9 protein-coding genes are annotated in these 12905 nt (G+C 43.2%); 4 read left to right on the plus strand and 5 right to left on the minus strand.

The window, feature by feature from the left end; genetic code table 11:
• Window positions 1-180 precede the first annotated feature (180 nt).
• The 3 genes from lpxL to JC525_RS15240 all read right to left on the minus strand — a co-directional run bounded on the left by lpxL (window position 181) and on the right by JC525_RS15240 (window position 2313).
• Complete coding sequence (gene lpxL, locus JC525_RS15230) at window positions 181-1116, minus strand: LpxL/LpxP family Kdo(2)-lipid IV(A) lauroyl/palmitoleoyl acyltransferase (RefSeq protein ID WP_198816588.1); 936 nt, start codon at window positions 1114-1116, stop codon at window positions 181-183.
• Between the two features lie 161 nt (window positions 1117-1277).
• Window positions 1278-1535, minus strand: coding sequence for a DUF3081 family protein (locus JC525_RS15235; RefSeq protein WP_198816589.1), 258 nt, complete (start codon window positions 1533-1535; stop codon window positions 1278-1280).
• A 217-nt stretch (window positions 1536-1752) separates the two neighbouring features.
• Window positions 1753-2313 carry an outer membrane beta-barrel protein gene (locus tag JC525_RS15240; protein ID WP_198816590.1) on the minus strand — a complete coding sequence of 187 codons (561 nt, stop codon included), beginning with the start codon at window positions 2311-2313 and terminating at the stop codon, window positions 1753-1755.
• Window positions 2314-2629: 316 nt separating this feature from the next.
• On the opposite strand from JC525_RS15240, the gene JC525_RS15245 reads away from it, so the two are divergent.
• Together JC525_RS15245 and JC525_RS15250 are read left to right on the plus strand one after the other, a co-directional pair.
• Entirely contained in the window at window positions 2630-4879 is a 2250-nt protein-coding gene (locus JC525_RS15245; RefSeq protein WP_198816591.1) for an acyl-CoA dehydrogenase, read from the plus strand.
• Window positions 4880-5015: 136 nt separating this feature from the next.
• A complete protein-coding gene (locus JC525_RS15250; protein ID WP_233095233.1) occupies window positions 5016-5744 on the plus strand; it encodes a hypothetical protein in 729 nt (242 codons plus the stop codon).
• 77 nt (window positions 5745-5821) lie between these two features.
• On the opposite strand, the gene JC525_RS15255 is transcribed toward JC525_RS15250, so the two are convergent.
• Complete coding sequence (locus JC525_RS15255; protein ID WP_198816592.1) at window positions 5822-8332, minus strand: TonB-dependent receptor; 2511 nt, start codon at window positions 8330-8332, stop codon at window positions 5822-5824.
• A gap of 453 nt (window positions 8333-8785) precedes the next feature.
• Between JC525_RS15255 and JC525_RS15260 the strand changes: the two genes are divergently transcribed.
• Complete coding sequence (locus JC525_RS15260; protein ID WP_198816593.1) at window positions 8786-10804, plus strand: putative bifunctional diguanylate cyclase/phosphodiesterase; 2019 nt, start codon at window positions 8786-8788, stop codon at window positions 10802-10804.
• Between the two features lie 5 nt (window positions 10805-10809).
• The gene (locus tag JC525_RS15265) at window positions 10810-11397 is read left to right on the plus strand and encodes a thymidine kinase (protein WP_198816594.1); all 588 of its coding nucleotides are present in this window, start codon (window positions 10810-10812) and stop codon (window positions 11395-11397) included.
• A 399-nt stretch (window positions 11398-11796) separates the two neighbouring features.
• Here JC525_RS15265 and JC525_RS15270 read toward each other — a convergent pair whose 3' ends face one another.
• Window positions 11797-12822 carry a LacI family DNA-binding transcriptional regulator gene (locus tag JC525_RS15270; protein ID WP_198816595.1) on the minus strand — a complete coding sequence of 342 codons (1026 nt, stop codon included), beginning with the start codon at window positions 12820-12822 and terminating at the stop codon, window positions 11797-11799.
• Window positions 12823-12905: the final 83 nt, after the last annotated feature.

Genomic DNA, 12905 nt, shown 5'->3' on the forward strand with positions numbered 1-12905 from the left:
CCTACCAATCTGTTTCCGCAAAATCCAATGGCGCATTACAACATGCGCGTAAACCTTGCCTTAGTCTTACTAGTTTAGTCTACCAACAACGAGTAGTCCCATTATCCTATTTATCTATTTTTACCAGCTTCTATCAACTTTCGGCTGTTCGGAGGCCGCTGAAATTCGCTTTTCAATAATCTACAGTGATTTATACAAGGATTCAGGGTTACTTTCAGGCCTTGTTTTAAAACGCTTGTGCATCCACAGATAACTTTCTGGCTGCTCTTTTACTGCTGCGTCAACGTGCTGGTTGAGCAAGGTTAATGCTTCTGTATCATTCATCTCACCCAGTTGAGATAGCGGTGGGTAAATTTTTATTTTATAGCCACGCTTGGTGTATTGAGACGTTATGATCATAGGCTCTGAATGACTGCGCCTTATGAACATAAGCGTTGCTGTGGTGGTTGCCGTGTCTTTTACCCCACCAAAAGGCACAAAAATACTTTGTTTGGGTCCGTAGTCTTGGTCAGGCAGGTATAAACACAGTTCTTTATCGTCTAATGCTGCAAGCAGAGCTTTCGCATTGCGTTTATCAATCATGTATTTGTTCGAACGGTTCCGCCCGTGATACTGAAGATAATCAACCAGAGGATTATTGTGTTTACGATAAAACGCGATACTCGGGTGAAAAAAACCAATGCCCCGACAAGCAAACTCCAAGTTCATGTTGTGAAGCGCCATGCCAAAAACCCCTTTCCCATTGGCAAAGGCCGCTTTTACGTGTTCGGTACCTTCTATTTCGATTGCGCGCTTTACGCGCCAGCTCGGCCACCACCAACCCATGGCCGTCTCGAATAACGCCATGCCGGTACGGCGAATATTTTCTCTATAGAGCGTTTCGATTTCACTTTCAGACAATGCAGGGTTCCAAAGGGCAAGATTTCGTTTCGCAACTTTGGCACGTTTTGGCACGATCAACGCAATAAGTCTTCCCGTACCGCCACCGATAACGCGGATCACAGGAAGCGGTAACCATGTTATCGCATACAAAATAAATACGCCTAGCCACACAGGCCAAAACTTTGGACCTAAAAATGCCAATTTGAACTTAGGAGCTTTAATTGCCGCAGCCAATGTCTATTTCCTTTGAAATGAAGTGGGCGGCATTGTATCAGAAGGTTTTTTCGGGGGCTAATAACGGTGGACAGCCAGTGAAGGTAATGCGACCTCGCAGTAAAAATTCATAATGGCGATGCACTAGTCACCGCCTTTATTGACTGTATAGTTATCCGCGCTTAATACTCTTTATCGATTTCCTTCAGCTTTTTCTCAAATGACTCATATTGGTCTTTTGAGTCATAGTCGAAGTAATACTGGTTGTGAAAACCAAACTGCAACTTAACATGCACGTCTTCTATATAAAGCGTGTACCCGTCATGGTCGGTAAAAGCAGTAATACCGTTGAGTTTATACTGCTCATCCTCTATAGCACCGTGTTGACGAATTTTATCGAAAACCTTAAGTAAGAACTTGCTGTCTAATTCGTTTTTCATTGTAAATCCATAGTAGTGAATTTACTTGTTTTTACACGAAATAGCGGTTTTTGGATTTGTCTGATGATTGTAGTCGATAAACTAACAGTCACTATTTGGGATAGCAAAGTCAATTTGAAGGTTTCTCACACCTTCATTTAACGACGACGCGGTTAAAACACGCCCGACAGCAAATTCTTATCATGCATGTATATAAGAGCAACAGATGTGGCAAAATTTAAAAATTATATCTAAATCCTAAGTTGACGATGTGCGCTGAGAAATCATCTTTTCCGCCAAAATAGGTATACTCGACGCGAACCATAGATTGGAGGCCAACATAATAATCAAACCCCAACCCGGCCAGGCCAGCAACAATACTATCGTCGTAGCCACAAATCACGTCGTCCGCACCACAGGCTGAACCATTTAGCGAGACGTGTTCAATGTCTATGTTTGCTACACCTAATTTGTAATACAGTTCACCGTTTTGACTACTTGCTTTGCCTAGCAACGCAACGTAGGGTCCTTTGCTCGATAACGATTGCTCATCATTATCAGCATCAATTAAAGAGATATACCCACCTTCTATGTACCACTGACGATGAAAACGATAGCCTAGAGCAGCCGAGTAGCTAATGTCTGCTTCATTATCTATTTCCGTATCGACGTTTCCGTACCCCATATTCGCTACAGCGTAACCTGTCACGTCTGCACTCGCTAAATTCGAACACATTAAGCCGGCAATTGCTGCGCTTCCAAAAATAAGTTTACTGATAGATTGTGAAAGTCTGCGCATTTTTATGACATCTCCTTGTTTAAGAGGGCTAACTATAAAAGACAATGCATTGAAATAAAATGCGCAACATCAACAAAAATAGGCATTTAAGACAGCCGACGTTCGTGAGAATGACGGTAACGAAATCGTCCCGTGCTCACTTTTTAAACATTAAAAATACGCAATATTAATCGAATTAACATACTCCCCGTGTGTATTCTTATTAAATAACCAATACAAATCATTGATATAAAATCATTTTTAACAACATTTGATCTTTTTAAAATAAGGTGTAGTATTAACTCATACAACTGGTCAGATGAGCGGATGAGTTACTATGAGTATCAGAACTAGCTTAAAAAAAGTTTTACCCCCAATTTCAGTTACAGAACAAGAAGCCCTAGATGCGGGTGATGTCTGGATTGAATCGTCTATTTATCAAGGCAAGCCTGACATGCAGGCATTGCGCGACATTCCTCAGGCTAAACTGAGTGCTGAAGAGCAAGCGTTTATGGATGGCCCAGTAGCAGAGCTATTGGCTATGATTGACGACTTCGACTTAGGCAACGGTAAGCACATCCCTCAGGAAATGTTAGATTTCTTGGGCAAAAACCGTTTCTTCTCTATGATCATTCCAAAGAAATTTGGTGGTCTTGAATTCAGCCCATATGCGAACTCGACTATCGTTGCGACAATTGCGGCGAAAAGCGGTGCCATTGCTGTAACCGTGATGGTGCCTAACTCGTTAGGCCCTGGCGAGCTTCTTATGCACTACGGTACTACAGCGCAGCAGGATTACTGGCTACCTCGCTTGGCTGACGGTCGCGATATCCCTTGCTTCGCACTTACTAGCCCAGAAGCAGGTTCAGATGCAGGTGCAATCCCAGACGCAGCAATCGTTACCAAAGGTGAGTTCAATGGTGAAGAAGTGCTTGGTCTACGCGTAAGCTGGGACAAGCGTTACATTACACTTGCTCCTATTGCGACAGTGCTTGGCCTTGCATTTAAAGTATTCGATCCGGACCAACTACTTGGCGACAAGTTAGAGCTTGGTATTACCTGTGCCCTTCTACCTAAGTCTCACCCTGGTGTTGAACTGGGTAACCGTCACGACCCAATGGGTGTGCGTTTCTACAACGGTACTACTCGTGGTCAAGATGTGTTCATTCCTATGGACTTCATTATTGGCGGTCAGAAGAACATTGGTCGTGGCTGGCAGATGCTAGTTAGCTGTCTAGGTGCAGGTCGTGGTATTTCACTTCCAGCAATGGGCGTAGCGTCGGCACAATCTGCGTTTAAAGGCACGGTTGAGTATTCATTCGTACGTGAGCAATTTGGTCTTCCAATTGGTCGCTTCGAAGGTATTCAAGAGAAAATGGCAGACATCGCCGGTAAGACGTTCTTACTAGAAGCGATGCGCGTGTTAACAACCGAAGGTTTAGGTTTAGGTGTTAAGCCTTCAGTAGTAACAGCTATTGCTAAGTATCACATGACCGAGCTAGGTCGTGATGTAATGAACTCTGCTATGGATATCCAAGCGGGTAAAGCAATTCAGCGCGGACCTCAGAACACACTTGCGGGTGGTTATGCAGCACTTCCTATTGCAATTACGGTAGAAGGTGCAAACATCCTGACTCGTAACCTGATGATTTTCGGTCAAGGTGCAATGCGTTGTCACCCTTACCTTAAAGATATGGTTGACTTAATTCACAGCAACGAAAGTTCAGCGGATGCAGAATTCAACAAAGTCCTTCGTAAGACCGTGGGCTTCAGCGTTAAAAATGCATTCCGTAGCTTGGGTAAAGGCTATCTTCCTTTCCTACGTGAAAGTGAATCTGCACTACCTGAAGTACGTAAATATGAGAAGCGTGTTAACAGCATCTCTGCAAAACTAGCGCCGCTTGCCGACTTATCACTTGCGGTACTGGGTGGAGACCTGAAGAAGGCTGAACTTCTTTCAGCGCGCCTTGGCGACGTAATGAGCTATCTATATGGCGCGATGGCAGCAATTCGTTTCTACGAGCAGCGCATTGAAGACAGAAAACTAGCCCTGCCGTATTTCGAGTACGCAATGCAGTGGTCTCTACAGCAAGCTGACCAGGCAATTGTTAACTTTATTAACAATTTCCCTAACACTGCTACACGCGGTCTGATGCGCCTACTTACTAACACCTACACAAACAGTGTTGCAGGTATTAGTGACGACCTCGTACGCGAGCTTTCAATTGCGTCAATGCAGGATAATAGCGTTAAAGAGCAGCTTACCCATCTTGTACGTGTTATTCCTGGTGATGGCAACGATATTAATGAGCAAGCATTTAAAGCTAAGCACGCTGTGGCGCACCTGTTAGGTAAAGTGCAAAAAGCACTGCGCAAAGAGCCTGTTGTGCCGTTCATTTCTTTTGAGCATGCACTTAACAAGCTACAAGAAAAAGGCGTGGTAACAGCTGACGAAGTAGCGAAGCTTCACGACTACAACGAGAAGCGCAAGCTGGCAGTTCGTGTAGATGAATATACATTTGATTTAGAGCTGCTTCCAGCCTCGCAAACGCTAAAAGCGATTGACGGTGGTCAAAACGCCGCATAAGTATTGAGTTTTTAGCTTAATAAATTAAAGCCCCGTCAGTCGATGGGGCTTTTTTGTGTTATTTGCCATTTCTTTTCATTGTTCATTTTGTGCTCTACCATTAAGGGATTAGGATAATCGCTGAAAGGATCGCGCAGTGAAAAGAAAGTGTAAGTTTCTCGCTTCAAGCGCTAAGAAGATTTTTCCTCTTTTTATTACACTTCTAGTTATTACGCTTCTAGTCTCACCATTAAAAGTCGCTGCGGAACACAAGGATTCACATTTTGTAATTGGTGAGTTAAATCATCCGCGCGTCAACAATTTTTATAAACCTCTGATTGAGAGGGCTTATCGCAGTATTGGAATTGAAGTAACTTTCGAAAAAGTTGGAGGGGAGCGTGGCCTGCGGCTTTTAAATCAAGGTATGACGGATGCGGACGTCGTTCGCTATGACGTTGTTGCCCAACCTGATAACAATATCTTGATTGTTCCTCCCGCACTTTCTCATGGCGCATCTTTTCTGCTGTGCATCAGGGGAGCGAAATGTAGCAAGGATGTTATTGAAGATCCTGACAACGCCATAGCAGCTACTACACGTTTTTTCTTTAATATGGGTAAGCAATCCCGTGCGTTAAAAGCAAATATCTTTGAATTTGACGACTTTCATCATGTTATTGATCTGCTGCTCAGCGGACGCTTTGATTACGCGATTATGCCAAGTGATCACACTGAGGAAGACATTTTCAGACGGTCAGGAATAGAGTTTATTCCCCTCGTCGAACATGAGATCGTGCATGTAATACACAAAAAACATAGTCACTTAGTTGACGATTTATCAAACGCTATTGCAAAACAGCTCGCAATTTTAGACCAACAACAAAACTAAAAAAACGCCCACTTCGAAAAGTGGGCGTTTCTCTACTGTATATACTCTAACGTGCTTCCACGTTAGAACGCTTGGTTTTATTCAAACATATACTTTAAAGAAAGTACTGTTGTGCGACCGTTTAGAGGACGCGCACGTACGTAGCTTCCAACTGCCGCAGAACCTTCTTCTGATTCAGTAATGATGAACTCATCAGTAGCATTGTTCATGTTAAGTGATACTGAGAACTGATCATTAACCCAATAGGTAGCAAATAGGTTTACAAGCGTGTAGCCATCTTGCTTCAGGTCATTATTGTCTTGAACAAAGTACTCTGTAGAGCCTTGTAATGAAGCGCCAACAGACCATGTGTCAGTGACATACTCTGGCGTAATAGTCCAAATCCAATCCGCTTGACGGCGAGGTGTGTTACCAACCAATGCAGCGTTGTTAACGTCATCGCTGATCTCTGCGTCAGTCCAAGTTAAGTTACCAGACATTACAAAGTTATCCGTTGCATTCCAGCGACCTTCTAGCTCAAGACCTGTCGCTTCGTATTCACGCATAAATGTAAGACCGCTAGTTACCTCTGCTTGTGTATCTTCAGTCACCGTGTCGAACAAGGTTGCGTTAACCATCAGGTCTTTTGTGCCGTACTTATAACCAATTTCAAACTGCTTCGTTGTATCATAACCTGACGTAGTGCTTGTTAAGCTACCGTCAGCATTCAACGTACCGCCGATTTGAAGTAGACGGTCAGCAATTGCACGGCCACCTTTCGAGTAACGAGCAAAGAACGTTTGGCTATCAGTAAGCAGGTATGAACCACCGATAGAGTAAGACGTGTTATTAGCGCTGTAATCTACGATTTGAGACGCTGCACCAGCGCGGTTTAGATTAATTACACCGCCACGGATGAAACCACTGTTAGTAGCAGACGCATCTTCGATTTGCTCGATAACGCCGTTACCGTTTAAGTCAAAATCAGCGTTACCACCACAGCATGAGCTGATAAGTTCACCAGACGCTTCCGTGGTATCGTGACGTACTGACGCATCGATAAGGATGTTGTCAGACAATTCGAAACCGATGTTCATGTACGGTGCTTTAGTAACGTAGTTCAGGTCCCATTCCCACGAAAGGAAACTTGCCGACAGTAAACCGTCAGACACGAGTTCAACGCCATCACCATTAGTAATATTCAATAACTGAGAATTATCACCGTCTAGCGTTTGAATAAAGGTCTGCCAGCTTGACCAGCTCGTCGCGATATCTTGGTTTGAGTAGTAGTAACCTACTGTAAGGTCGATACCGTTATCAAACTCTTTACGTAAGCTGAAGTCGTTGATCATGTTGCCAAGATCATTGATACGCGTGTCAAACTGAAGGTTAGTAAATGCTTGACCTGTGTAAACGTCACCTGCACCAGGACCGTTGGCCAAAGTCACTGTTGTACTATCGCAGTTTAGAGGGTTACCATCGCCGTCAAGTGCGCCTGCACAAAGTGCTGAAGCAAAGTTTGAAACATCACCTGGGCCTGCTGGGAAACCATCCGTGAATGGTGCGATAAAACCGCCAGAAATGTCAGAAATACGGAACTTGTTAAGTAAGAACAGGTTTTCAGCAACTTCTAAATCAACTTCTACACCGAAAGAGCTAACTTTAGACTCGATACCGTCACGTACGTCGCGGTTCTCAGGGTTTCCGAAGCTGTCAAAAGTAGAAATGTTTGTATTATATGCAGAGTTCAGCGCTTGTGAACTTGCGTCATAACCTGGAACTGGACCGTACTCACCATCACCTTTTACAAGCACTGGAGAAGGAAGGTAAGTTGACACTTTGTCATCCAAGTTTTTGTAGTAGAAACGGATGTGGCCGTTATCTAACATTTTAGTAATGTTAAACTTAACCTGACCGCCTTGGTCTCCATTGTAACCAGTTTCACGAGGACCTTCACCGCCGCGAGCAAAACCTGCGATATGGTAGTATAGATCGTCAGTGATTTCGCCACCGTAGCGGAAATCTAAACGGAACTCTTCGTAGTCAACACCAAATGATGTGCCGATAGCGCCACCACCTGCTTCACCTGTGTTGCTGATCATGTTAATTACACCGCCAGGCGAGTTACTTGCAAACGTTGATGCAGAACCACCACGTACTGCTTCCACATTGGCTACTGACCAGTCGTAACGTAGGAAGTTATCTGCGTTACCAAAGTTTATATCACCATATTCAAGTACTGGTAAGCTATCTTCATGAAGCTGAAGAAATTTTGAGCCGCCTGTAGCTAGCGGAATACCACGAATTGTAATGTTTGCGTTACCGCCACCACCTGATGATTCAGCACGAATACCTGGCAACGCGCGGAACACCTCAGCGGTAGAGCGAGGCGCTAGCTTAAGAATATCTTCTTCATCAAAAGCGCTAACCGAAACACTCGCTTCCTGCATTGTTGCGCCACCTGGCGCTGCAGTTACAACGATTTGCTCGAACTTTTCTTTAGATTTTGCTTCAGTCTCTGGTGTCGCAGATTCTTGAGCGAAAGCCGTGCCAGAAAGCGCTGTACAAACGGCTAATGTTAGTGCGTTGAGTGTGTGATGTTTTTTCATATTTTCTCCGGTAATGTGTTGGAGTTGTTAAATCCTAAGTAGCCGCTACCCTAACTACTAGGGTGGTTGGCAACACAAACATACTTAATCGATTAAGAATGTATAACAAAAAAACAACATTGTAAACATCCTGTGAAAAAATTTACTTCGAAAGTATTACGTGTTCTTTCTAAAGTGTTAATACTTAGGTTTCTCAGCCTAAAACACAGAGGGAACATAGGACCTTGAAAGTTGGAATATCGATTAAGAAGGTATAAACAATTTGAACTGCGAGAAAAACAAATTGGTCGATGGTCTCATTCAAAATCTATTAAACCGATAGTATGATGATCGCTCCGTGCTAAGTTAATATATAGCGTAAACGTTAAAAAAATGCCCAAGAAGGCTTAAAATATTAGTGCGGGTTTCATCAAACGTGAGTAACAGCATCAAATTATTAGAAGGTTTTTCTCGTTGAAAACAGATCAAGCGTCAATATCCCAAATAGAGATAGAGCGAGATACGACCGATATGCTCATTGGCAACAGTTTCATCGGATTTCTGATGACGATGCTTGCCTTTTCCGGTCTTTTATTTTTCTTCGAGAGTAATGCTCCGTCAACGTTTGCTCTGAAATTTCAGGTTTGGATAGTAATGATGATCGTATCGATTGCGCGCCTTTTGGATGCTATTTATTGGCGTACTAATCTTGCAGGCACTAGCTATAACCCCCGGCCAGCGTTAATAAGGTTCTCAATCGGTTTATTCACTACGGGGAGTATTTGGGCGCTCTACTCTGTTCTTTTTTATCCAACAATGACAACGGTTGAGCTTGCAGCAACCATGGTGGTGCTTTCAGCCATGTCTGGAGGAGCTGGAACGGTATTATCACCCAATAAATACCTTGTGGGCTTTTACTCCACAGCCCTTCTCGTTCCCATGTCGTTGTGCGCTATCTTAGATAAAAATGGCGAGTTTTTTGTTTTAGGTATTCTCGGGCTTGTATTTTGGTTTGGTATTTTTACTAGTGCATTTCGTTATCATAAGTTTTTTATCAGTACCTTATATATAAAGGCTAAAAATAATAAATTGATGGAACAAATGAAAATAGAGCGAAATGAAACTGAAAAGGTTAATCAGTTGCTTGTTGCCTCAAATCAAAAACTCGATGCATCTAATTTACATTTGGAAGCGGAAGTCGAGCGAAGGACCGCTGAGTTGTATCGCCTTTCAAATAAAGATCCTCTTACGGACCTGCCCAACAGAAATGGTTTCTTAAAACATCTAAACAATCTTCTAGATACGACGCGCGCCCTTGATAATTCTCTTGCGGTACTATTTATCGATTTAGACGGTTTTAAACAAGTGAATGACAGTCTCGGCCACAAGATTGGCGATATTGTACTGGCAGAAATCGCTAAAAGACTTCGAAACTACACAGAAGATAATCACTTAGGTCGGTGGGGGGGAGATGAGTTCGTCGCTGTCATACCCTACGCGAATATTGATACGGCCAAAGCCGTCGCGCACGCTATGCGAAGTGGGGTCACTATTCCTATCCTTGCGGATGACAACCAAATTACCCTAGATGCCACCATAGGTATTGCTATGTTTCCTTCTCATGGTGATACTGCGCTTGACTTGATTCAACACGCAGATTTAACCATGTATGACCAAAAGCGAAAGCAACGGGGCTCAGTCAGCGTGTTTAATGAAGCCCTGCATGCTGAAATCAAGATAGAGCAAAAACTCTGCGAAAGACTTCGAACAGCCATTGAAAACGGCGAATTGAGTGTTTTCTATCAACCTATTATTGATGTGAGTACTAACTCGGTATCTTCTGTTGAAGCCCTTTTGAGATGGAAGTGCGACGAAAACTATATTTGCCCAGCTGTTTTTATTCCACTTGCAGAAAGGAGTGGTTTAATGCCTGAAATAGGGGCATGGGTATTAAACAGAGCCCTTATTGACCTCTCTCACTGGCAGTTTGGCCACGAAATATCTATGTCCGTCAACGTGTCCGTGGCGCAACTCTTAGACGACAGTTTTTCTAAAATCTTGGATAATGCTCTCAAATCGACGCAAATTGCCCCGGAGCAACTGCACCTTGAAATTACTGAAAGTGTATTTGCTATAGATAAAAAGCTGATAGGTAAGAGAGTAAGCGAACTGGTTGACAGAAACGTAAAAATATCTATCGATGACTTCGGAACCGGCTACTCGTCGCTGAGCAGGCTTCAGTCTATTCCCTTCGACTTTATCAAGATAGACCGCTCTTTTATACAGAATAGCACTGAGGAGAGTGATACCATAATAAGGGCAACAATATTAATGGCAAAAGAGTTTGGCTGTAAAACTATTGCAGAAGGTATTGAAACTGCAGAGCAAAAAGCACACGTTGCAACGCTTGGTGCAGACTACTTGCAAGGTTTTTATTTTGCGAAACCTATGAATGCTAATAACCTTATTTCTTGGTACAACGAAAATTACTAATCACCATGGCTCAACTTTATTTCTATTATTCTGCGATGAACGCAGGAAAATCAACGTCCCTTCTCCAATCAGCCTATAACTATCGCGAGCGAGGCATGCACTCTATAATATACACTGCAGCGCTTGATGACCGCTACGGTGTAGGTAAAGTTACCTCTAGAATTGGGCTTCAAGCAGACGCCAAGCTCTACAGCAAAGATGATGACTTATTTTCATCAATTCAAAAGGACTGCGAAGAACGAAAGCCTGACTGTGTGTTCATCGACGAAGCCCAATTTCTTACGAAAAAGCAAGTTCGGCAGCTGGTTGAGGTGGTAGACGAACTAGACGTTCCTGTGCTTGCCTATGGCTTACGGACTGATTTTTTGGGAGAAACCTTTGAAGGTAGTCACTTTTTGCTTGCGTGGGCGGACAAACTTTTCGAATTAAAAACAGTGTGCCACTGCGGAAGAAAAGCTAACTTTGTTGTTAGGCTGGATGAACATGGTGATGCTGTTAAAAACGGAGATCAGGTTCAAATTGGCGGGAATGACCGATACGAATCAATGTGCCGTAAACACTTTAAAGCCCTCGTTTGGGACGAGCAGCTTTAAATTGGATTGCAAGACATTCTGAGGTAAATAGACTGCCGATTTCAAGCGTAGGCTAGTAACTCGTTTTATAGCCTACATATACCCTCTCTGCACCAGCCTGAATACCACTGTCTATCATTAGGGTTTATCCAATGCTGTTAACATTGCTTTATCAGAATATCTGGTTTAGTACAATAAAATGCGCACATTTTAAGAAAGCTTAAATAATTAAGATGCTTTTCTCTCTTAATTTCCCAGCGATAATGTTAAATAAATGTGGATGAAAAACGGTTTTAGCGACGTTGAGAAAGGTCTCTAGGAGGCACAAATTATCGATTAATTTGCACCAGGCGTTTATCGCTCGCTTATTTAAGACGTATGCTGTATCCCTTCGCACTTTTGCATAGGGGTAGCGAATTTTTATACAGTTTCACCTAAACGTACTTCAAATGGCAGCGTATTCTTAGATGTAACATGCTCTAAAAGCGATGTGGCAGCTTCAACGCCTTTTTGTGAGCTAGATTGACAAACCGTCGTCAATCTAGGACGCGCACGTTCAGCTTCTTCAATACCGTCGAAACCGGTAATTTTTAACTCTTCTGGAACGTTTATGCCCATTTCAAGCGCCATATGCAAAAGTTCTAGCGCAATGATGTCGCTCATGCAGAGTACAACATTGGGCCTAGGGGAGCTCGTGAGCACCTCTTTCGCGGCTTGGCGAGCGAAGTGTCGATCACTTTCTGGTAGATGCCAAATAGCTTCATTACTTACAACGACATTTTTGTCTTGAGCAGCCCTCAAGTAGCCATCTAGGCGGCGGTGAGCAATCGAGGTTTCAACATCAATAAGGGGGCTATCATAAATGCGGCACGTAGCTGGTGAATCAATAAGCCGCAGCCCGAGAATTGCAACGGAATCCCCTTCATGCAGAGCATGACTAGCAACGCGATATGCAGCCTCCTCATTATCAATGTTAATTGATGGCTTATTATCAATATCAAAATCGACAGTAACAACAGGTTTAGGCGAAGCAGCCAGTTCTCTAATAAGATTAACATTGCGAGGTTGACCATAGCAGATAAATCCGTCTACGAAGTCTACAACGTCAGTAATACTATTCGAGTCGCCTGCATATAGGAGCAAGTGCTTACCACTTTCCTGTAATGCCGAGGAAGCGCCTTTTATAAACGTGCTCGCAACAGGATCGCTTACCATATAGGAAATGCTATCTGCCAGTACTAAAGCAACAATATTTGAGGTGCCCTTTCTAAGAATCTGGGCGGCTTTATTTGGTCCGCTGTATCCAATTTTTTTGCATTGCGCCAATATTTCTTCACGCTTTGATTTGGATAACTGATCGGGACGATTGAAAGCATTTGAAATCGTCGCTGTCGAGACACCTAATTGCTCAGCAACGTCTTTAAGGGTTAGTTTTGTCTTGTTCATTAATTATTAACTCTTTTAACGACGCTTTTTGCCCTACGCTAAAACAGTTAAGGGCAGTAAGCATACGCTGTGACTACCCGTCG

Source organism: Alteromonas sp. IB21 (assembly GCF_016405965.1).
Classification (GTDB): Bacteria; Pseudomonadota; Gammaproteobacteria; order Enterobacterales; family Alteromonadaceae; genus Alteromonas.